Here is a 22,440-nt window from a genome sequence, read left to right on the forward strand (position 1 = left end):
AATGGTACCGATTGCAAAAGTTTTAGACCTTTTATTACCCCCGCGCTGTGTTTCCTGCCAGAAAATGGTGGTGGAACATAAGACCCTGTGTCTAGACTGTTGGGAAGAAGCGAAATTTATCACAGCGCCTTTTTGCAAATGCTGCGGCCTGCCTTTTGAAATTGAGGTGGCAGAGGGGGCGATTTGTCTTCATTGTGCAAAACGCCGCCCGCCTTTTAAGGCCGCGCGCACGGTCTTTCCCTATGATGATTTTTCGCGACAATTGGTCTTGGCCTTTAAACATGGCGATCGAACAGATCTTGCGCCAGTTTTTGCTGCATGGATGAAGCGCGCAGCCCCTGATTTAATTGAGCAAAGTGACGTGATTGTGCCAGTGCCGCTTCATTGGCGCAGGCTTGGAAAAAGGCGATATAATCAAGCAGGGCTTTTGGCAGGGGAGCTCGCAAAAATGAAGGGGATTCAGCACCAACCCCATTTGCTTAAACGTGTTCGCCACACCCCGCCCCAAGGCCTGCTTTCCAGAATGGCACGTCAAAAAAACCTGCAAGGCGCTTTTGTGGCAAGCCATGAGGTGGCTGATAAATCCATTTTGTTAATTGATGATGTGCTGACCACAGGGGCAACAGTGCTGAATTGCACCAAGGTGTTATTACAGGCAGGCGCGCGCGATGTGCGGGTTTTGACCTTGGCACGGGTTATTCATAAAGAATAGCAGGCTGGTAAAAGCATTCTTTCATGCTATATGAATAAGCAACGATGAAATGATGATAGAGTTTGAGACGATGCCTAAAATTGAGATTTACACCACCCGCATCTGCCCTTATTGCCTGCGCGCAAAAGCCTTGCTTTCTGATAAAGGCGTTGGGTTTAAGGAAATTGATGTAAATGCCGGGCCGGACTTGCGCCAAGAAATGATGAAGCGCGCAAATGGTGGTTATACCGTGCCGCAAATTTTCATCAATGAAGAACATATCGGCGGCTGTGATGACCTTTATGCCTTGGAACGCGCCGGGCAACTCGATGGTAAGCTGGCTGTTTAAGGCCAAGGATTTTTAAGATGACAAAAATGAAAGCAGCCTGTGTACAGGTTAATGCCAGCAGTGACATGGATGAAAATATCGCCACAGCTTGTGAGATGGTGCGCAAGGCAGCACACGAGGATGGGGCAAACCTGATCTGTCTGCCGGAAAATGTCGCCATGATGGAATTCGGCGGTCAAAATGTCATCGCGAAATCCTTTGTGCAAAGTGAGCATCCTGCCTTGAAAGCGTTTAGGGATTTAGCGCTTGAAACAAAAGCATGGCTGCTTATCGGCTCACTCGCCATCAAGCTTAAAAATGGCAAAGTCGCTAACCGTTCTTTCTTGCTCAATGATCAAGGTGAGATCACAGGCCAGTATGATAAAATCCACCTGTTTGATGTGGATCTTGCCGGTGGGGAAAGTTATCGCGAGTCCAACACTTTTGATGGCGGGGATAAAGCTGTTTTGGCAGAGACCCCATGGGGCGGGCTTGGCATGACAATCTGTTATGATGTGCGTTTTCCCCATCTTTATCGCGCCTATGGGCAAAAAGGCGCAGCCATCATGACCGTACCAGCAGCCTTTACCAAACAAACCGGTGAAGCCCATTGGAAAGTTTTATTGCGCGCGCGTGCCATTGAAAATGGTTGTTTCATTATCGCACCGGGGCAATGTGGCTCTCACAAAGGCGAGCGTGAAACCTATGGTCACTCCTTAATCATTGACCCATGGGGTACTGTGTTGGCAGAAGGCGGGGATGAGCCATGCGTGCTCAGTGCTGAGTTGGATATGACTATGGTTGAAGCCACACGCGCCAAAGTACCCTCTTTACAACATGATCGTGACTATAGCTTTTAAGGGCCTGTGAGATGAACGCCATTGAGTTTTTGGACAAAGCCATTGAACTTAACCGATTGGGGGAGTTCATCAACGCGCTTAATCCTCAAACTTCTGGTGCTTTGGAAACGGCTAATGAATATCTTGTTTGTCTGGATTACCTCTATAAAAAAGGGGATGAAGAGAGCCTTGATAAGCTCCATGAGATTACCCGGTCTAACAGCCCGCTTTATGTGCTTAATCTGACATACCGTCCGGCAAAGCTCGCCCTTGAAGGCAAGTTGGCTGAGGCAAAAGCTGTGTTTGAGGAACTGGAAAGAGCTTATCAAACTCATGAAAATGCCCTGACCTATGATCTTCAGGTCTATGTCAAAAAGTTCCTGCGCCAAGGCCGTATGATTGATCTTGCTTTTAAAGCACAAGACCATCAAGCCTTTGAATTTGAAATCACCACTTCGAAGTTTTCAGACCATGATTATTTTGTTCTGGCGTCATGTAATGATATTTATTTCAAGCGATTTGGTGAGGGCTTTTTAAGCTCACTTGGGGGTGAAACACCGTGCCATATTCACTTGCTTAATCCTGAAAGTGATTTTGAAGATCGTGTTGAGCAGCTTTCAAAAACCTATCCAAATTTGCGCATCACCACGGAAGTGGTGGAACATAATGCGACCATCTATGCCTGTCGACGTTTCCAACTGGCAGGAGCTTTGATGGATCATTACGGCTTGCCTGTGTGGATTTCTGATATTGATGTGGTGCTCAGTGATCAGGTTAAAAATGCGGATATGAGCAAGAGTGACCTTGCCCTTTTTAAAGTGACAAAGACCATCAATCCGCTTGAGATCATGCATTTATCACTTTCTTATGTGAACCAGACGGAACGGGCAAAGCGCTTTATGGATATCTTGGGGCGTTATCTCACCGCCTTTCTTGCCAGCAGCCCTGCATATGATGAGAGCTGGGGGATTGACCAGTTGGGCTATTTAACTGCTGAGACACTAAGTGGTGCGGGGGTGAGTGATTTACATGAGCTCTGTCAGGCAGAGCTTGCTGATTTTCAACAAAATCAGAGTTCTTCTTTTGAAGAGAAATACGACCTGCGCATGGAGGGCTAGCTTTAGCTATCGACCATTTCTTCTGCTTTTTGCAAATCGACTGAGACCAGTTGAGACACCCCACGCTCTGTCATGGTCACACCGAATAAGCGGTGCATGCGCGCCATGGTCATGCGGTGGTGGGTGATGATGAGAAAGCGGGTGTGACCGCTTTGGGCCATTTCTTCCAACATGGTACAAAAACGATCCACATTGGCATCATCAAGCGGGGCATCGACCTCATCAAGGACGCAAATGGGGGCCGGATTGGTCAAGAAAACCCCAAACAGCAAAGCAAGGGCGGTAAGGGCCTGTTCGCCCCCTGAAAGCAGGGAGAGGATTTGCATGCGTTTACCCGGTGGCGAGGCCATAATTTCAAGGCCAGCTTGAAGCGGGTCTTCATCTTCAATCAGCTCCAGATGGGCCTGACCACCGCCAAACAGGCGGGTAAACAGGTCTTGGAAATGCTGGTTGACCTCGTTAAAGGAGGTTAGCAGGCGATCACGTCCCTCACGGTTAAGCTCATTAATGCCTTGGCGCAATTTATCAATGGCTTTAAGCAGGTCATCGCGCTCTGAATTCATGGTCTGGACTTGCTCGGTCAGCTCTTCCAGTTCTGTTTCAGCGCGCAAATTTACAGGCCCCATGGTGTCGCGCTCGCGATGGAGGCGGTCTACGCGTTTTTCAGCTGTTTCCACATCGGGCAGTTCTGAGCCTTCATCAATCTCAGCAATGTCAGAAAGTTCTTCAGGCTTGCAATCAAGGCGCTCGCGGATACGCTCAGCAAGGGATTGGCACAGTTGTTTGCCTTGTTCTACGTGGGATTCAAAACGCACACGTTCTTCACGGCATTTTGCCAGCTCGGTTTCGGCTTGGCGCGCATGGCTATCCACATCGCGCAGGTGGCCTTCCGCCTCAGCCAGTTTATCGGCGCAGAATTTGCGTTTTTCTTCTGAGCGTTCAATGCCTTCAAACAAGGCTTGGCGTTTTTCTTCAATCTCTTGGGGGCGCTCAGCAAGGGTTTCTAATTCTTCAATCAGAGTTTCTTTGCGCAAAACCAAATCTTCAATATGGCGCACGGCCCGCTCAGAGCGTTTTTTCCAAGACTCAATTTCGTCACCAATTTCACTTAGGCGGCGTTTGCGGTTTTCTGCATCACGTGCGATACGCTCAAAAGCGCTTTGATGATCCAGCAACAGATTGCGTTTTTCAGCCAGTTCTTCGCGCAATAAGGCAAGCTGCTCACGGCCCTCATCACCAACGGGCAGCTCTTCTAACTGCTCGCTGGTTTCTTCATAGGCTTCTTGAACTTCTTCGCCCTCTTGAAGGCAGCGCTCAAGGCTTTCATTGATATTTTCAAGCTTGGCTTCAAAACTGGCCAGCTTATTTTGCAAGGTGCTTAGCTGGTTTTGTGCATCTTTCACCTGAGAGTTGGTCTGGCGCAATTCTTCGCGCAGCTGTTTTTCAGCCTCGTTGCTTTGTGCTTCGCTCTCTTTGGCAAGCTCTAGACGTTCTTGGGCAACATCGCCTTTGATGCGCGCATCTTCCCATTGGCTGCGAATTTCAGCTAAGCGGTTTTTCTGTTTTAGGCGAATGGCTGCTGCGCTTGGTGCACCGGGCAAGCTGATAAATCCATCCCAACGCCACATCCCCCCTTCTTTTGAGACAATGCGCTGGCCTTGTTGCAGGCTGGCTTGTAAGGCATGAGCCTCATTTGCGGTATCAACCACACCGATTTGGGCAAGGCGGCGTTTAAGCTCGCTTGGACCTTTGGCAAATTCTGAAAGAAAGGCCATACCAGAAGGGAGCAAGATGGGAGATTTTAGCGCAGGTAATTCTTCCCAATGAAGGGTTGCTTCTTTATCGCGCGATGCAGAAAGATCATCACCAAGGGCTGAACCAAGCGCTGCTTCATAGCCGGGCTCCACACTCACATCATCCAAGATGGGTTTACCGGCCTCTTCGCTTTGTGGGTCAAGCAGCTCAGCCAGTGCATCTTCTTCGGCTTCTAGTTTGGCAAGGACGGCTTCGCATTCACGTAAATGTTCAAGCGCTGTTTGTACCGCTTGGCGGGCCTCAACGCGTTTTTGCTCAGCCTGTTCAATGGCTTCTTCTTGTAAGGCTTGGCGCTCACGGCTTTCTTCCATGCGCGCTTCAGCTTGCATCAAATCATCTTGTGAAATGCGCGTGGCTTCAAGCTCGTTTTTTTGACGTTGCAAATCATCCTTGCGCACTTGAAGCTTTGAAAGTTGGCTGGCAAGCTCATTAAGGCGGTTTTTCAGGCTGTTGCGCTTGGCCTCACTTTGGGCAACTTCTTCGGTGAGCTCATTGATGCGCTCTTCGCGGTTTGCCACTTCTTCCTTGATGATCTCAAGGCGCTCTAGGGCCTCTTCGCGCAGCATGTCATCATCTTCACCTTGAACGAGGATGTTTTCACGTTCATTTTCAAGACGGGTATGGGCGGCTTGGGCATCTTTGGAAAAATCCGTTTCGCGCTCAAGGTCCTGCTCGGCTTGATGAAGGCGGCGTTGCAGTTCAAGTTTTACTTCAGAAAGGCGCTTTTCATCGCCATCAAGCTGTTCGCGTGCAATCGACAGGCGATGGAGCTCAGCCCCGGCTGCGGCTTCTGCTTCGCGCAAGGCAGGTAAGTGGGTTGAGGCTTCGGCCTGAACTTTTGAGGCCTCAGCTGCACGCGACGTTAGCTCATTAACGCGGGTCTCTGCCTCTTTATAAGATTTGCGCGCTTTATCCATTTCATCAAGCGCATCGCCCCAACGCATGTGAAAAAGCAGGCTTTCAGCCTTGCGGATACGATCAGAAATGGTGCGATAACGGCTGGCTTGGCGGGCTTGTTTTTGGAGGTTTTTCTGCTGGGTTTCCAGTGTGATCAATACATCATCAAGGCGACCAAGGTTGGTTTCAGCCCCGCGCAGACGTAATTCCGCCTCATGTCGGCGTGAATGTAGCCCTGTGATCCCGGCGGCTTCTTCCAAGATCATGCGGCGTTGTTGGGGTTTGGCACTGATAATCGCGCCAATTTTACCTTGGCTCACCATGGCGGTGGAACGCGCACCTGTGGCGGCATCGGCAAAAAGAAGCTGCACATCGCGTGCGCGCACATCATTGCCGTTTACTTTGTAGTTAGAACCTTTTTGACGTTCAATACGTCGTGTGACTTGAAGCTCAGCCTCATTGTTAAAAAGCGCTGGGGCTGTTCGATCAGAATTATCCAGCACAAGGCCGACTTCTGCCACATTGCGCGCCGGGCGGTTGCCACTGCCAGCAAAGATGACGTCATCCATCTCGCCACCGCGCATCTGTTTGGCAGAGGTTTCCCCCATGACCCAGCGTAGCGCTTCAACCAGATTGGATTTGCCACAGCCGTTCGGCCCGACCACACCGGTCAAACCGGAATTGATCAGGAGCTCAGAATGATCCACAAAAGATTTAAACCCCGTCAGGCGGAGTTTCTTGAATTGAATCAAGGCGTGTAACTACCCTAGAAATAAAAAAACGCACCGGATATTAGAGGTGCGTTTTTCTAAAGGCAATTTTAAACTGAGAAGAAGCTTACTTGAGCTTGCTTTCAATGATGTTCTTGAACTTGGTATATTCACCGCCACCAACGACTTTTTCGCCATTAATCAGGAAGCTGGGTGTAGAATTGAAACCGTGAACATCCATGGCTTCTTTGCGCACAGCGATGATTTTATCGAGCAATTTTTCATTTGCGAGACACGAATCGATCTTGTCTTGAGACATACCAGCCAGTTTTGCCAATTTGAAAAGGCCTGCCAGCGGGTTGGTTTGGCTGACCCATTGTTGCTGTTGCTTCATCAAAAGGTCGCTAAATCCTGCAAAACGTTGCGGGTCCACACAGCGCGACAACATGGCGGCTGTTGCACCTACACGCTCAAACGGGAAGTCGCGGAAAATGACTTTTACTTTACCTGTTTCAATAAAGTCTTTTTTGATCTGAGGCAGGGTTTTGCTGTGGAAGTCTGCACAATGTGAGCAGGTGTAAGAGGCATATTCAATCATGGTGACAGGGGCGTTTGGATCACCAATCACCTGTTCAGTATATTGAACCTCAGCCTTGGCAGTGAAGCTTGCAGTGGCAAGTGCAACAGTTAGGGCAATAAAACGGGCAATTTTTTTCACGGGAAAGCTCCACAATAAGAAAGGTATATTTTGTTAATGCAGAGGCTAGAGAGCGATTGTGGCAAAAAAAGGATACTCTCTTGAAAAAATATAATTTAGACTTGCCTAGTATGACGTAATTACCCGTTTCGCGCCTTAATCAGTTTGCCTAATTCTTCAAAGGCTTTTTTCATTTCTTTGTCTTTGATCTGATTAACCAGCTTTGCGGTTTGGGGATTTAGCTCATTGGCAGGCTGGATGCGCGCGGCCAAGACGTTATGGGCGATTTTTTCACCTGTTGTTGAACTTTCATCATAATAGCGTTTTGAAATGCGCACCTCTGTAATGGCTTTAAAACCAAAATGGCTGTTGATGCGAAAAACGATCTGGTTGCTGTTATGTTGAATGATGGTGTTAAAACCTTGACGTGCTTTAATAAACAGTGTGCCGTTTGTGCGCCCTTTTGGGGGGAACGTCACCCGCTCAGGCCGTGTGTTTTGGGCAAGGGCACTGCCGACAATCTTATCCCAATTGCGCAAGATATTGGCGCCCACAAGGCCAAGCTGGTTTAAGCCCGGTTCAATCACATCAAAGGTGAGTTCTTCCACCCCTTTGGCAAAGGCGTGGCGCACCGGGCGAATACGGGTTTTTGAGGCATCCCTATAATCATCGGGCAACAGGTGAGGGTTGGCACGTGCAAAGGCTTTTTCCGCATCAAGGCGGGCCATTTCTTTGGCCTCATCAGTTTGCCCGATCAGAATGGCTTTTTGATAAGGCTGGCCTCTATCTGAGCTGAGCCAATCTTCAAAGGCCTGTTTAAATTGTTTAAGTGATTTTTTGCGTTTGGCATCTTGGCGCTTATAGGCATCATCGGCCTTATAGGCTTCTTCTGCTTTTTTTAAGAGCTGGACAGCTGTGCTTTCCCCGCCTGATTTTGCCAAGGCGCGTTCAAGTTTTTCAATTTGGTTTTGGGCTTTTTCAGAAGAGAGCCATGCGCGAAAACGCTTAGACAGGCTGCGATTGCGCCGTCTTTCTTCGCGGGTGAGGAAATCTTCTAGGTTTGGTGACATGAAAGGCCCTTGTCATTTTGTTAAACAGAGAATACTCCTATCTGCAGGAAAATCACAGTAGGTATTTATGAGCACACGCGCACAGCAACTTCTGGACTGGTATGATCGTGAAAGACGCGATCTTCCCTGGCGGATGGCACCGGGCAAAAAGGCCGATCCCTATAAGGTCTGGATGAGTGAGATCATGTTGCAACAAACCACTGTGGCAACGGTGAAATCCTATTATAGGGATTTCTTGCAAAAATGGCCTACTGTGCAGGATTTAGCTGGGGCTGATCTGGATGAAGTGCTCCATGCATGGCAGGGTCTTGGCTATTATGCGCGCGCAAGAAACCTGCATAAATGTGCATCTGTGGTAACGCGCGAATATAACGGGCGTTTCCCTGAAGAAGAAAAACGTCTTTTAGAGCTCCCCGGCATTGGGCCTTATACCGCAGCAGCCATTGCCTCTATCGCCTTTGGGGCAAAAGCAACGCCTGTTGATGGCAATGTGGAACGTGTGGTCTCGCGCCTGTTTCAGGTGGAAGAAAAAATGCCCAAGGCCAAAAAGCAATTGGCTGAACTGGCAAGCACGCTTACACCAGAAAAACGCGCAGGTGATTTTGCCCAAGCCATGATGGATTTGGGCGCAACTGTTTGTTCCCCTAAAAAAGCAGCTTGTGGCATTTGCCCTTGGATGGAAGGCTGTGAGGCCCGCCTAAAGGCAGAACCGACCGATTATCCCAAGAAAGAAGCGAAAAAACCAAAACCCACACGCAAAGCGTATGTTTTTTGGCTCACGCGCAAAGATGGCGCTGTGTTGTTGCGCCGTCGCCCTGAAAAAGGCCTGCTTGGCGGGATGATGGAAATTCCGTCAAGTGAATGGAGTGAGGCCGATATCACCAAACAAGAAGCGCTTCGCCATAGTCCGGCGTCGGCCTTGTTAAAAGAGCTTGAAGGGGGCGTGCGCCATACATTTACGCATTTTCATCTGGAGCTCACGGTTTTAAGCGGGCGGGTCAATGGTAACCCACCTGTAAATGGTGTGTGGGTTTTGCCAGAAGATTTAAAAGATCATGCTTTACCCACGCTCATGAAAAAAGTCTCTAAACATGCCCTAACAACAGGATAGCTTATTGAAAGTTGCATAAGTTTCTGTAAGATGCTTTTTTACGGACTTTGTAAAAGGGTAGATGATGCGTTTTTTCATTTTAATGATGGTTGGTTTTGTCGTGACGGCCTGTCAGCCGCAAACTTTGCGCATGGTTCATGCCCCGCCACTTGTTGCTGAAAACCCCCAACAAATTCGTCCTTTGGCCATGCGCGCAGAAAGTTATTCTAAAGCTCATGGCGCGCCGATGAATCTTTCAAAATATGATTTTTTCACCGCCAATAGTTTTGGGCGCAACTGGTTAAAACAGCGCAATCACAAAGTCATTACCATCGGTCACCCAAAAGACTGCGCCACCTTTAACGGACGCTGGCGCCATGGTAATCTTTTTGAAGCCATGGAAAGGTCCATGAACCAATGTTTAAACCGGGTGAAAGTCTTTTCTGAAATTACAGGTAAGAAATGCGGCTGTCGTTATGCTGCAATCAATAATGCAATTTTGATGAAGCCAGAAGAATTGCCCTTTCGGGTAAATGTGCCTGCAATTGCATTGGTGAAAGACGCCAAAGGCAGAAAAGAAATTCTTGGCTATGCCTCTACAACCGGGCGCACAGGTAAAAATCAGGCGATGAATTTTCATACCTCATCTGGGCGCAAAGTCTGTGACGGGCATTATAATATTGGCACCATTGCCTTTAAAGGCGATGCCTATCTCAATTGTTTTGATGGGCGTATCAAAGGGCCAGCCGTTTTTAAAGTCCATGGTTTTCGCGAAGGGATTTCCTATGGCACAGCCTTGGTGAATGCAGGTGAAAACAAGTTGATTTTGGTTTATGGTTTACCCACAAAAGAATTTGAAAAACGTCGATCTGAATTGTTGGGTGAATGGTAAAATACGCACTTATATTGGCAGGCCTTCTGTGCCTTGGCTCACCCCCCGCTTTTGCCCAAACCAGTTTTATGGACCTCTGGTGTGAATATGGGGGCAAAGGATGTGTGGAACAGCCCAAAGGTCTAAAACCCGCAGCCCAGCCCGCACAGAAACTGCCTAGCGTGGTAAAACCCGTTCAGGCGCGCCCTGTTCCCAAACCAGTTGCCAAACCACAACGCGTAAGCACGCCGTTGATTAAAAGAAATGCCTCGCTTGCCCAGTCAAAAGGGGTCAAGTTTGGGCGCTATTACGCATTGGTTATTGGCAATAATAAATATCCTCATATGGATAATTTAAAAACGGCTGTGGGTGATGCCAAGGAAGTTGCGCGCGTACTGAAACAGTCTTACGGCTTTTCTGTCACATCCCTGATTAATGCCACGCGCGATCAAATTATTGCCTCGCTGGATGAATATCGCAAAGTCTTGCGCAAAGAAGATAACCTGCTGATTTATTATGCTGGTCATGGCTGGCTGGATAAAGAAAGTGAGCGCGGCTATTGGCTGCCTGTGGATGCGGCTAAAGATACCCGCGCGCGCTGGGTGTCAAACGCCGATATTACTGATACGCTTAAAGCCTTAAAAGCGCGCCATGTGATGGTGGTGGCTGATAGCTGTTATGCAGGCACTTTGACCCGTTCAGCCGAGGGTGGGCTTGGGCAAACGCGCGGGCTTAAACTGACAGAACGTCCCGCAGGTTACCTTGAAACCTTGGTTGGGCGCAAATCGCGCACTGTGCTGGCCTCTGGCGCATTAGAGCCTGTGAGTGACCAAGGCGGGGGGAAACATTCTGTCTTTGCCTATGCCTTTTTGAAAAGCCTGCAAAGCAACAAAGGCATGATTGATGGCACGCAGCTTTTTGGTAATGTGCGCCAGCAGGTTTTGTTAAATGCGCGCCAGACCCCGCAATATTCCAACATCCGTTTTGCAGGCCATGATGTGGGTGGGGATTTCGTTTTCTTGCGAAGAGACCGATAAATGCTTACCTTCTTTGTAAAAGGAGATAAGCCATGAGTGATAAAATAACCAAAACAGATGAAGAATGGCGCAGCCAGCTCAGCCGTGAAGAATATGTGGTGTGCCGTGAACAAGGAACCGAGCGTGCTTTTACAGGGCGCTATTGGGATGAAAAAAAATCCGGCACCTATCATTGTAACGGCTGTGGCGAAGCACTCTTTGCCTCAGATACAAAATATGACTCAGGCAGTGGCTGGCCGAGCTTTTATCAGCCCATAAATGAGGCTAGCGTTGAAGAAAATCGCGATACATCCCACGCTATGGTGCGTGTGGAAGTTCATTGTGCGAAATGTGACACCCACTTGGGCCATGTGTTTGAAGATGGGCCAGAACCCACAGGCTTGCGCTATTGCATTAATTCGCTCTCGCTAAAGCTTGAAGAAGATTAACCCCCGTGGCCTCCATCTGGGCCTTGGCCTTACCCATCATTCTTTCCAACATCACCATCCCTTTGTTGGGTGCGGTGGATGCGGCTGTTATGGGCCATATGGAAAGTGCGGCCTATTTAGGCGCGGTGGCTATTGGCGGCTTGATCTTTGATTATATCTACTGGGGTTTTGGTTTTTTACGCCTCAGCACAACCGGGCTTGCCGCCCAAGCCATGGGGGCAGGGGATGGCGCAGCAGCGCGTGCGGTTATGGGGCGTGCAACGCTTATTGCCCTTGTCGGGGCCATGGTCTTATGGCTTGTGCAGGGCTATATTTTTCAAGCCGCAGCCTTTGTGATTGAGGCTAGTGATGAAGTGGAAGTACTGGCCCAAACCTATTTTGAAATCCGCATTTGGTCTGCACCTGCGGCCTTGATGAATTATGCACTTATGGGCTGGATACTGGCTTGTAAGGATACAAAAGGCGTGCTGATCCAGCAGGTGATCACCAATGTGGTTAATGTGGTGCTGGATTTATGGTTTGTGATGGGGCTGGGCTATGGCGTTGAAGGGGTGGCTGTGGCAACTGTGATCGCCCAATATTGCGGCCTTGGCATTGGGCTTTTGGTTTTGCGCAAAAATATGGCACGCCATGAGGGGCAATGGGAGCGTGCGCGCATTTTCCAGCTTGATAAAATCAAGCAACTTTTATCCATGAATATGGACCTGTTTATTCGCACTGTCTGCCTGCTCAGTGCTTTTGCTTGGTTTACGGCCCAAGGGGCCAAGCTTGGCGATGTGGTCTTGGCGGCAAATGCAATATTGCTCCAGTTTCAGCAATTTACGTCTTATGCGCTGGATGGGTTTGCCCATGCGGTTGAGGTATTAAGTGCCCATAGCGTTGGGGCAAAAAAGCGCGATGAGTTTAAGAAAAATGTAAAAGCCTCCACTCAATTGGCCTTTGTTTTTGCCGCTGGTTTTTCACTTATTTACATTTTGTTTGATAGCCAGTTTATTGCCTTTTTCACCGATATCGAAGAGGTGTTGGTCATGGCGCAGGATTATATATTCTGGGTTGCTCTTTTGCCGTTGGTCTCGGTTTGGAGTTTTCAACTTGACGGGATTTATTTTGGCCTGACCCAAACTAGAATATTGCGAAATATGATGGTGGTTTCCCTTGTTTTTTATATCCCGTTGAGCCTGTGGATGATGCAAACATATAATAATCACGGGTTATGGGCGGCGTTAACAATTTTTATGGGATTGCGCGCTATAACATTGGGAATAACCTTTCCAAAAGTTAGTCAAAGAGCTTTTCAATGATTTCACGTCGAACTTTTCTTGCTGGATGTTTACCCGCTGCCCTATGTGCCTGTTCCTCAGCTGAGATTGTGCGCACCATTGAAGCTGCATCAAGGGGTGGTTCCTTAAGTGGGGCGGTGCGCTCGGTTGCCACTTCAAAGGCGCGTAGTTGGGCGAGTAATCCGAAATCATTTTTAAGTGATATTCGCCGTTTTGAAGATGTGGCACAGGATTTCGTCCATGATGTTGTGGATGTTTGGGGTAAAGATAACGCCACTGCCCCGTCTGAACAGGTCTATGTCAAATATAGTGATGACTATAAAAGCCGTGGCATTATTGATTTTCAACGTTCCATCGTGCGTGTGGAAACCTTGGTGCCCACTCATTTAAAACAGGCCATTGTCACCACGGTTTTATCGCCAAGTGACCCACGTGGGGTTGATCTGTTTTCTGCCAAACCTGTGAAACTGGGGAGTGAGCCCTTTTTATATAAACAGGTGGTGGACCATGAAGCCAAAGATATCCGATGGCAATGGCGGGCAAACCGTTTTGCCGATTACCTGATTGCCCATAAACGCCAGAGCCGTGAAGTCACACTCAATAGTGGGGAGCGTAAAACTCAAAGCTTTGTTGAGTTTGCCTTGGTGCGCAATCACACGGCAACGCGCTCTAATAAATATGGTGATCTGGTTAATCGCTATGCGGCGAAATACCGATTAGAGCGCGCCCTTGTCTATGCCATCATCCAGACAGAGAGCAACTTTAATCCTTATGCAGTGAGCTGGGTGCCAGCTTATGGGCTCATGCAAATCGTGCCAAAAACCGCAGGGCGCGATGCTTTTGAGGTCGTCCATGGACGCCCCGGTACACCCAGTCGGGATTATCTTTTTAATGTGGAAAATAATATCCGCATGGGCTGTGCTTACTTACATATTTTGCAAACCCGTTATCTGGCAAAAGTCAGCAACCCGACCACGCGCGAATATTGCATCATTGCGGCCTATAATGGGGGGGCAGGTAATGTGCTGCGCAGTTTTCATTCAAACCGCGACACTGCCTTTGCCATGATTAACCGTTCCTCCCCCAATGCGGTATACAACCGCCTTCGCGCAAAAATGCCAACGGAAAGCCAGCATTATTTGCACAAGGTAACAACGGCGAAAAGGAAGTATGCTTAAGCTGCTTTTACTTTAGAAATGAACTGTTCAATTTCATTTTTCAGCTGATCAGAATGCACCCCTAAAGTACGTGCGGCTTGTAAAACTTCTTGTGAGGCATTACCCGTTTCATTTGCCGCATTGCTGACATCTGAGATATTGCTCGTTACAGCTGTTGTGCCTTGAGATGCCTCATCAATGTTTCTGGCAATTTCCAGTGTTGCACTACTTTGTTCTTCTACAGCAGAAGCGATTGTAGCTGAGATTTGTTGAATTTCACGGATGATATTAATAACCCCATCCATAGAGGACGCTGCCTGTTGCGTTGCTGATTGCACATCTCTGATCTGCATACCGATTTCATCTGTTGCCTTTGCCGTTTGATTGGCAAGGTTTTTCACCTCACTGGCAACAACGGCAAAACCTTTACCTGCATCACCTGCGCGCGCAGCTTCGATTGTGGCGTTTAAGGCCAGCAGGTTGGTTTGGTCCGCAATATCATTGATCAGCTTAATCACTTCACCAATGCGTTGGGAGCTTTGGGTTAAACGATCAATTTCGGTTGCGGCCTCATCAGCTTCTGCGACGGCCTTATTTGCCACGTCTGTTGATAATGTGACTTGCGAGGCAATTTCGTTGATGGAACCTGTCAATTCTTCTGAGGCTGCAGCAACAGTTTGAACGTTTGATGAGGCTTGAATAGCCGCACTATTGACGGTTTCTGCACGTTCACTTGTGCGGCTTGCTGTTGAGGTCATGCTCTGGGCGTTGCCATCCATCTGCACCGCTGCGGAGCCCACAGACTCCAGAATCTGTGTGACAGAAAGGTCAAAATCATTTGCCACATTTTCAATCGTTGTGGCACGTTTTTGCTGTTCTTCCTGACGTTTAACGTCTTCTTGTGCCATTGTGTCAGCATCAACAAGGCTTTTGCGGAAATCTTCCACGTTATGGGCCATCGCACCGATTTCATCCTTGCGCTCAAGGCCGGGAATAGGGCTTTGTTTTTCGCCTTCTTTCAAACTGAGCATACGTTGGCTCAAAGCTTGAATCGGCTTTTTGATGCTGGCTGTGATTAACCATGCAATAATGATCCCGATGGCAATTGAGGCTACGATAAGGACAATGGCCTGCATCTTGATTGTGTCACGTGTCTCACCCGCTTTTTTCATAAAACCATCGGCTTTGTTGAAGGCAAAGTTGGTTAAGTAATCAATGCTGTTGTTGATTTTTTTAACAACCTTTGCACCTTTTCCTTTTGTGATTTCAGCAGCCTCAAGGCGACGGCCTTCACGCATTAAGGCAATGACCTCATCGCGAACAACTTTCCAGTCGATTACAGCTTGTTTTAGTTCATTTACTTTTGCTTTATCGCCAAGGAAACGCTCATTAATGATGTTAAAATACCCAAGAACTTCTTCTTCAAGCAGGTCGACTTTTTTAGATGCTGCTGTGATGCCTTCGTCATTTTTTGCTAAGGCAACATCTTTCATGCCACGGTGCATTGCGATGATCCCGGCTTTCACTTGCAGGACTTTTGTACTTACCGCAAAGGGGTGTTTATAAAGTTTTTCTGTCAGACCGCTAAGGGTGTTGAGGCTGTTAACAGACACAACTCCTAAAATTAGAGTCAGCAAAAGAATAATCGCAAAGCCTGAAAATAATCGGACTCCAATTTTCATGTTGGACATGGTCTACCCCACCTAGAATTGCCAGTTTATTTTAGGCTATTTCAGTCTAATTTCTGCGAATAGAGCTGGCCCAAAAGGATTTTTAACTAGACTCGTCTCTATAGAGGATAGATTACCTTCACAAGCAGTTTATATGAATTAACATCAAGTTTGCTGTTGATTATTATCCAATTGGCAGGTTGGTGTGGGGTATAATCAATCGGAGGTTAATTATTGCATGAACATTAGAATTTTATGTTAAAAACTTAAACGAATCTAATTCTTAACAGCAGTTAATTGAGTGATTTGCTCGCCATTTCAAACGTATCATTTGACAGACCATCGGTGTCAATAATGCGTTGCAGTTGGGCTTTCATGAGGTCTTGGCGCATGGTGTCAAAGCGGCGCCATTTACCCAGTGGGGCAACCATGCGCGCAGCAATCTGCGGGTTGATTTTATCCAGTTCCAAAATGCGGCTGGTATGAAACTCATAACCTGATCCATCTGCACGGTGAAAATTCAGCTGGTTGGCATGGGCAAACACACCGATGAGGGAGCGCACCTTATTTGGGTTTTTGATGGAAAAAGCGTCATGTTCCATCAAAGACTTTACCGTATCCAATGTGGTGGGTAGGGACGACATGGCTTGCACAGCCAACCATTTATCCACCACCAGCGGATCATTTTTATAACGGCTGTAGAAATCGCTTAAGGCTTCTTCGCGCGCGCTTACATCTTTGTTGGATAGAATGCCAAGGGCAGCCATGCGATCTGTCATATTATCGCCGTTGTGATATTGCGCGGTGATGAGCCCCATACAGGCCGGATCATCCAGCTCAGAAAGATAGGCCAGACAGATGTTTTTCAAAGAACGCAAACCGGCGGATTTAGCATCGGGGGAATAAGGCGCATCACTGCGAAGATTCCTAAAGGTTTCAAGAAGGTCATCTTGCAGGTCAGTTGCGATAAAACCACGCAAGGCTTCGCGCGCTGCATGGATAGCCTCAACATCAATGACGTCCATCTGTTCAGCCAGATAGCTTTCAACAGGCAGCTGGAGGCAAAGGGCGATGAATTCAGCATCAAGATTTTCGTTATGTAAGGTCTTGCGCAAGGCTTCAATGAAGGGGGCATCTTTTTCAAAAGCACGACCTTCTTGATGGGCCTTGATCATATCAAGCAATAAAAGGGTGCCATAAGATTGCGCCGCTTCCCAACGGGCAAAATCATCGCTGTCATGGGCCATTAAAAAGGCAAGCTCTTCACGGCTATAGTCCGCTTTAAATTTAATCGGTGCAGAAAAACCACGGTTGAGGGACACAACAGGTTTTGAGGCGATTTCTTTAAACGTGAAAGTCTGCTCAGCCTGAGTAAGCGAAAGTACATCGCTCACCATATCTTCACCGTCAGGACCAATGAGCCCGATGGAGATCGGCATATGCATGGTCTCTTTTGTCTCTTGGCCCGGTGTTGCGCCAAGATGTTGGCTAAGGGTGAGATCAAACTGTTTGGCAGCTTCATCATAAGCCCAGCTTGCGCTCACATCTGGGGTGCCAGCTTGTGAATACCAGAGCTTAAATTGGGTAAGATCAATGTTTGAGGCATCTTGCATGGCAGCGGCGAAATCATCGCATGTAACCGCTTCCCCATCATGGCGCTCAAAATAAAGGTCCATGCCTTTGCGAAAATTTTCTTCACCCAACAGGGTGTGCATCATGCGGATCACTTCAGAGCCTTTGTTATAGACGGTGGCTGTATAGAAGTTATCAATGGCGATGTAGCTTTCTGGGCGCACGGGGTGGGCCAGTGGGCCGCCATCTTCAGGGAACTGGCCTGCGCGTAAGACTTTTACGTTTGAAATGCGCTCACAAGCACGCGAGCGCATGTCTGATGAAAATTCCTGATCGCGAAAAACGGTGAGCCCTTCTTTTAGGGAAAGCTGGAACCAGTCACGGCATGTGACCCGGTTGCCTGTCCAGTTATGGAAATATTCATGGGCGATAACCGCTTCAATCCCGGCATAATCCTGATCAGTTGCCGTATCGGATTTTGCCAATACATATTTGGTGTTAAACACATTGAGCGATTTATTTTCCATGGCACCCATGTTGAAGTCTGAAACCGCAACGATATTGTATAGATCAAGGTCATATTCCAGACCAAAACGCTCTTCATCCCACTTCATGGAGGCTTTAAGGCTTTCCATCGCCCACGAACAACGGTCTTCATTGCCATGTTCAACAAAAATGCGCAAATCAACATCACGCCCGGATGAGGTTTTATAGGTATCTTCAACCATGGCGAGGTCACCAGCAACGAGCGCAAAGAGGTAGCTTGGTTTTGGAAACGGGTCTTCCCATACAGCTGCATGTTGGGTTTCATCAAGATCGCTTTGATCAATCAGGTTGCCGTTAGACAGCATCACAGGGCAGGCTGTTTTATCGGCAATGATGGTGACGTTATATCTCGCCATCACATCAGGGCGGTCCTGAAAATAAGTGATGCGGCGAAAACCTTGGGCCTCACATTGGGTGCAATAGTTGCCACTAGATTGATAAAGCCCGCTAAGCTGGGTGTTGCCCTTGGGGTTAATCTCGGTCTCAATCACCAGCTCAAAACGTTCTGGCAGGTCTGTTAAGGTCAGTTGGTTATTTTCAATGCTGTATTCAGTCTCACCTAACGTGCGCCCATCAAGGGCGATGTTTAACAGCGTGAGGTCCTCACCATCGAGCACCAAGGGCGCGCCCTCATCATTAGCCGCATAATAGGTTGTCGCACATAAAACGCGCGTGCTTTCTGGTTCCAGATCAAAGACCAAATCCACATTATCCACCAGATAATCAGGCGCGCGGTAGTCTTCCAAACGAATGGATTGGGGTTGGTCGGTTTTCATGAAAAGGGGAACTTTCTTATATTTATTATTTATCGGGTGATATGGGCGCGGATGAGTTCTTTTTGCCCATAGGAAGACAGTAAAACGCAACTGTCATGTTCGCTAAGCTGTTCAACCTCGGCCTGAACGGAATCATCTAGGGTACATTCATTTCTAAAGACGATATCAAGCGCACTGGGTTGGAAAGGGTGACGCACATTTTCTGTGGCTGCGCTTAAGGCCCATTCAATCAGCTTGGTGTTATTAACGTGATTATAAAGATCAATATCGCCAAGGCGGGGCTTAAAGGGTTCTCGTGGAATGCCTAAAAGCGGTTTTTCAATGGTGCGGCGTTGAAAATCAAGTGGCTTTGGGCCAGCTTCTGGCATGCGGGCTTGCACAAATTCCGGCCATTCAGCAATTTTTCGCTCATTTAAATCAAACAGGGCAAAGGTGGACAGGGCGGTTGCAATCACCATGTTATTTTCATCGCGAAAACGATAAAAACGGTTGCCAAATTTGCCATTTATTCCGGCATACCATGTCTCAACCGCCACCGCGTCGCCTTTATGGGGATAGTGGCGCACGAAAATGGCAAGGCGTGCAAGCACCCAAGCAAGGGATGTCCCGTTTAAGGCTTCCATACCTAAATTCAGCAGGGATGAATTGCGAAAGGCGCTTTCTTGTAAATATTCAGCCATCGAGCAGATGGAGAACAGCCCATTGGGGCAAATCTCCGAAATACGGACGTGATAAATTTCTTGGCCCAGTGTTGGCGGGGCCACGGCGCTATCGACTTTTGCCCAATCAATCATACAGCTTTCCTTTTTTTTTCTTTATGTTATGTAGAAACGAGTTTGATTTCAAGTCAAGGATGAAGCGATGACAACACGTGTTAAATGGGTAGAAGACCGCATTTTTGTGGGAACAAGTGGTAGTGGGCACGGTGTTGTCATGGAAGCCAAAGGCCCCGGTGAAGGAAGTGTGGGCCCGAGTCCCATGGAAATGTTACTGCTCGGCATGGGCGGGTGCACGACGTTTGATGTGGTGCATATCTTGGGTCGTATGCGCGAAAATGTAGAAGATTGCGAAGTTGAAATTGATGCAACGCGCGCAGATGAGGACCCAAAGGTCTATACCAAAATCCATGCTCATTTTAAGGTGACAGGACGCGGCTTAAAAGAAAATAAAGTCAAACAGGCTGTTGAAATGTCAGCGGAGAAATATTGTTCAGCCTCAATCATGTTGGGCGAAACAGCCGAAATCACGCACGATTTTGAAGTGATTGAGCTCGATTAAGCTACGTTATTTTTAGCCATTGGCCTTAGTCATTCTGGCAAAGACCAAAATCTACAGGCGGGATTACTTTTTAGTGCGTTAGCGCAGTCCCGCTTGCACCTGTTTGATATCAGTCTGGCCCATTTTGCTGATTTCACTGCCAATCAGTTGCCATTCATTGCGCATCTGCTCATTTTTAGCTGCGCTGATATAGCCTGCAACAGTATCAAGCGCGCGTAGGTAACCTTGCATCTCATATAATTGAGTTGCAATAACGCGCGGGTCATCCATATCGATTTCATCTGTGAATGTGAGCCGTGTCGCACACATCTATCTATTCCCTATTATACCATTGGAAATTAGGTCTTATAGGAAAGGATAATGAAGATTTCGTCATAAAGCCTCACCCATATGGGTGAGGATTAACGTCAAGATGTCAAATTGTGCCAGTCTTCTTCACTTAATACGTTTAATTCAAGCTCTTGGGCTTTCTTAAGTTTTGATCCGGCACTTTCACCAGCGACCACATAATCGGTCTTTTTAGAAACTGAACCGGACACTTTCGCCCCCATGCTTTCGGCCTTTGCCTTGGCTTCAGATCGGGTCATGGTGACAAGGGTGCCGGTAAAGACAACGGTTTTACCCGCAACAACCGAGCCATCTGTTTTAGGCGGTACAAAATCTGCAATATTGAGCTGCTCATTAAGATCAATCATCACATCACGGTTATGATCTTCTTCAAAAAAGTCGATGATATCTTGGGCCATGAGCTCACCAATGCCATCAATGGCGACAAGGTCGTTATAGGCCGTGCTTTCTTTATCTTGGGCTGCAATCATGGCCTCTTGCCATGTGGTGAAGCTTAAATAGTTTTTAGCTAGCGTTTTGGCCGTGGCTTGGCCCACTTGGCGAATACCCAAGGCATAGATGAAACGATCAAGGCCAATGGTGCGTTTTTCTTCAATGGATTTTTGCAAGTTGGCGATGGATTTTTCTTTCCAGCCTTCCCATTTGGCAATGGTCTCAACATGGTCCCCAAGGCGGAAAATATCAGCTGGTGTTTTAACCAGACCTTCCTGCCAGAATTTTTCAACGTTTTTGGCGCCGACCCCATCCATGTCAAAGGCATTGCGCGAGACAAAATGTTTGAGCCTTTCAACCGCTTGGGCCGCACAGATTAGACCGCCAGTGCAGCGATAATCGACTTCACCTTCTTCGCGCACCGCATGGCTTTCACAGATGGGGCATTTTTCTTCAAACACATACGCACTACTGTCATCTTTGCGCTTAGCAATAACCACCTCAACCACTTGGGGGATAACATCGCCTGCGCGTTGAATGATGACCGTATCGCCCACGCGCACATCCTTGCGCTTGATCTCATCGGCATTATGCAAGGTGGCGTTGGAGACAACCACGCCGCCAACGGTCACGGGCTTAAGGCGTGCAACCGGGGTGAGCTTGCCTGTGCGCCCAACCTGAATATCAATGGCTTCTAAGACCGTTTGGGCTTTTTCAGCAGGGAATTTATGGGCAATGGCCCAACGTGGTGAGCGCGTGACCATGCCAAGACGGTCCTGCCAATCAAGACGATTGACCTTATAAACCACCCCGTCAATGTCATAGGCAAGATCAGCGCGGTTTTCATTGATGTGGGTATAAAGCGCGATGACCTCTTCAAGATTTTGGCATGTCTTGGTCAGCGGATTGACCGGAAAACCCCAGTCTTTGAATTTTTCAATCACGCCCATTTGGGTGTGTGATACAGGTGCGCTGAGCTCGCCCCATGCATAGGCAAAGATGCGCAACGGGCGTTTTGCAGTAATGGAGGTATCAAGCTGGCGCAATGAACCTGCAGCAGCATTGCGCGGGTTGGCAAAAACTTTGGCCCCTGCGGCTTCTTGTTGGCGGTTGAGCTCATCAAACTCATCCTTTGCCATGTAAATTTCACCGCGGATTTCCACAATATCAGGCACGCCCTCTGGCAGGTTAAGCGGGATTTCTTTCATAGTGAGGACATTTTGGGTGACATCTTCACCCACAGCCCCATCCCCACGGGTGACCGCATGTTTAAATCGGCCTTTTTCATAGCGAAGGGAAATGGACAGCCCATCGATTTTAGGCTCTGCCACGATCTCAACGGCCTCAGCTTCATCAAGGCCAAGGAAGCGGCGAATACGATCAATAAAATCCTGCACATCTTCATCATTAAAGGCATTACCCAGTGACAGCATGGGCACGGCATGGGTGATCTTGGAAAAGGCCGATTGCACAGGTGCACCGACTTTATCAGTGGGGCTATCTTTGCGTTTTAAATGGGGGAATTTTTCTTCAATGGCAATGTTGCGTTGGCGCAAGGCGTCATAATCCGCATCAGAAATGCTGGGCTCATCCTCTTGATAATAAGCTTTGTCATGAGCGGCAATTTCTTGTGCCAATGCTTTGAGTTCTGCATAAGCATCAAATTCTGTGAGATCATCAACAGCTAGTGTACGTAGAGTTTGAATTGCCATTTTTAAAAACCTTGGTCGTCACTCTGGGCAGGGCCAGAGTCTATGTTTTGGATACTGGGTTTTGCCAGTATGACAAGA

The 22,440-nt window shown here is 48.0% G+C and carries 19 protein-coding genes; 11 read left to right on the plus strand and 8 right to left on the minus strand.

Going from position 1 to position 22,440, the window contains the following annotated elements:
• The first annotated feature begins 1 nt into the window (after position 1).
• The 4 genes from MTBPR1_RS12840 to MTBPR1_RS12855 all read left to right on the plus strand — a co-directional run bounded on the left by MTBPR1_RS12840 (position 2) and on the right by MTBPR1_RS12855 (position 2,976).
• Complete coding sequence (locus MTBPR1_RS12840; protein ID WP_069189414.1) at positions 2-712, plus strand: ComF family protein; 711 nt, start codon at positions 2-4, stop codon at positions 710-712.
• Positions 713-782: 70 nt separating this feature from the next.
• Positions 783-1,040: a glutaredoxin 3 gene (grxC, locus tag MTBPR1_RS12845; protein ID WP_069189519.1), complete on the plus strand. Its 258-nt coding sequence runs from the start codon at positions 783-785 to the stop codon at positions 1,038-1,040.
• Between the two features lie 17 nt (positions 1,041-1,057).
• Entirely contained in the window at positions 1,058-1,879 is an 822-nt protein-coding gene (locus MTBPR1_RS12850; protein ID WP_069189415.1) for a carbon-nitrogen hydrolase family protein, read from the plus strand.
• Positions 1,880-1,890: 11 nt separating this feature from the next.
• The gene (locus MTBPR1_RS12855) at positions 1,891-2,976 is read left to right on the plus strand and encodes a hypothetical protein (RefSeq protein WP_069189416.1); all 1,086 of its coding nucleotides are present in this window, start codon (positions 1,891-1,893) and stop codon (positions 2,974-2,976) included.
• A gap of 2 nt (positions 2,977-2,978) precedes the next feature.
• Here the strand turns inward: MTBPR1_RS12855 and smc are convergent, their stop codons facing one another.
• The 3 genes from smc to MTBPR1_RS12870 form a co-directional block, all read right to left on the minus strand.
• Positions 2,979-6,440 (minus strand): chromosome segregation protein SMC, encoded by a 3,462-nt coding sequence (gene smc, locus MTBPR1_RS12860; protein WP_083223081.1) that lies wholly within the window; start codon positions 6,438-6,440, stop codon positions 2,979-2,981.
• An 85-nt stretch (positions 6,441-6,525) separates the two neighbouring features.
• Entirely contained in the window at positions 6,526-7,116 is a 591-nt protein-coding gene (locus MTBPR1_RS12865) for a DsbA family protein (protein ID WP_069189417.1), read from the minus strand.
• Between the two features lie 119 nt (positions 7,117-7,235).
• Positions 7,236-8,165, minus strand: coding sequence for a DciA family protein (locus MTBPR1_RS12870; protein WP_069189418.1), 930 nt, complete (start codon positions 8,163-8,165; stop codon positions 7,236-7,238).
• A 67-nt stretch (positions 8,166-8,232) separates the two neighbouring features.
• Between MTBPR1_RS12870 and mutY the strand changes: the two genes are divergently transcribed.
• The 6 genes from mutY (at position 8,233) to MTBPR1_RS12900 (ending at position 14,049) form a co-directional block, all read left to right on the plus strand.
• Positions 8,233-9,276, plus strand: a complete 1,044-nt coding sequence (mutY, locus tag MTBPR1_RS12875; RefSeq protein ID WP_069189419.1) for an A/G-specific adenine glycosylase — start codon at positions 8,233-8,235, stop codon at positions 9,274-9,276.
• 61 nt (positions 9,277-9,337) lie between these two features.
• Positions 9,338-10,147 carry a hypothetical protein gene (locus MTBPR1_RS12880; RefSeq protein WP_126465233.1) on the plus strand — a complete coding sequence of 270 codons (810 nt, stop codon included), beginning with the start codon at positions 9,338-9,340 and terminating at the stop codon, positions 10,145-10,147.
• Entirely contained in the window at positions 10,141-11,163 is a 1,023-nt protein-coding gene (locus MTBPR1_RS12885; protein WP_069189421.1) for a caspase family protein, read from the plus strand. The genes MTBPR1_RS12880 and MTBPR1_RS12885 overlap by 7 nt, the downstream gene beginning before the upstream one ends.
• Positions 11,164-11,195: 32 nt before the next feature.
• Positions 11,196-11,591, plus strand: a complete 396-nt coding sequence (msrB, locus tag MTBPR1_RS12890) for a peptide-methionine (R)-S-oxide reductase MsrB (RefSeq protein ID WP_069189422.1) — start codon at positions 11,196-11,198, stop codon at positions 11,589-11,591.
• 5 nt (positions 11,592-11,596) lie between these two features.
• The gene (locus tag MTBPR1_RS12895) at positions 11,597-12,892 is read left to right on the plus strand and encodes an MATE family efflux transporter (protein WP_069189423.1); all 1,296 of its coding nucleotides are present in this window, start codon (positions 11,597-11,599) and stop codon (positions 12,890-12,892) included.
• On the plus strand, positions 12,889-14,049 hold the full coding sequence (locus MTBPR1_RS12900; RefSeq protein ID WP_069189424.1) for a murein transglycosylase domain-containing protein: 1,161 nt from the start codon (positions 12,889-12,891) through the stop codon (positions 14,047-14,049). The genes MTBPR1_RS12895 and MTBPR1_RS12900 overlap by 4 nt, the downstream gene beginning before the upstream one ends.
• Here the strand turns inward: MTBPR1_RS12900 and MTBPR1_RS12905 are convergent.
• The 3 genes from MTBPR1_RS12905 to MTBPR1_RS12915 form a co-directional block, all read right to left on the minus strand.
• Positions 14,046-15,719: a methyl-accepting chemotaxis protein gene (locus MTBPR1_RS12905; protein ID WP_069189425.1), complete on the minus strand. Its 1,674-nt coding sequence runs from the start codon at positions 15,717-15,719 to the stop codon at positions 14,046-14,048. The two genes, MTBPR1_RS12900 and MTBPR1_RS12905, sit on opposite strands and share 4 nt — an antisense overlap.
• 272 nt (positions 15,720-15,991) lie before the next feature.
• Positions 15,992-18,592, minus strand: coding sequence for an aminopeptidase N (pepN, locus tag MTBPR1_RS12910; protein WP_069189426.1), 2,601 nt, complete (start codon positions 18,590-18,592; stop codon positions 15,992-15,994).
• 29 nt (positions 18,593-18,621) lie between these two features.
• Positions 18,622-19,386, minus strand: coding sequence for an acyl-[acyl-carrier-protein] thioesterase (locus tag MTBPR1_RS12915; RefSeq protein WP_069189427.1), 765 nt, complete (start codon positions 19,384-19,386; stop codon positions 18,622-18,624).
• 67 nt (positions 19,387-19,453) lie between these two features.
• Between MTBPR1_RS12915 and MTBPR1_RS12920 the strand changes: the two genes are divergently transcribed.
• Complete coding sequence (locus tag MTBPR1_RS12920) at positions 19,454-19,870, plus strand: OsmC family protein (RefSeq protein ID WP_069189428.1); 417 nt, start codon at positions 19,454-19,456, stop codon at positions 19,868-19,870.
• A gap of 78 nt (positions 19,871-19,948) precedes the next feature.
• Here MTBPR1_RS12920 and MTBPR1_RS12925 read toward each other — a convergent pair whose 3' ends face one another.
• Both MTBPR1_RS12925 and ligA read right to left on the minus strand, forming a co-directional pair.
• The gene (locus tag MTBPR1_RS12925; RefSeq protein ID WP_069189429.1) at positions 19,949-20,179 is read right to left on the minus strand and encodes a hypothetical protein; all 231 of its coding nucleotides are present in this window, start codon (positions 20,177-20,179) and stop codon (positions 19,949-19,951) included.
• A gap of 98 nt (positions 20,180-20,277) precedes the next feature.
• Positions 20,278-22,362: an NAD-dependent DNA ligase LigA gene (gene ligA, locus MTBPR1_RS12930; RefSeq protein ID WP_069189430.1), complete on the minus strand. Its 2,085-nt coding sequence runs from the start codon at positions 22,360-22,362 to the stop codon at positions 20,278-20,280.
• Positions 22,363-22,440: the final 78 nt, after the last annotated feature.

This window comes from Candidatus Terasakiella magnetica (genome assembly GCF_900093605.1).
Taxonomy (GTDB): domain Bacteria; phylum Pseudomonadota; class Alphaproteobacteria; order Rhodospirillales; family Terasakiellaceae; genus Terasakiella; species Terasakiella magnetica.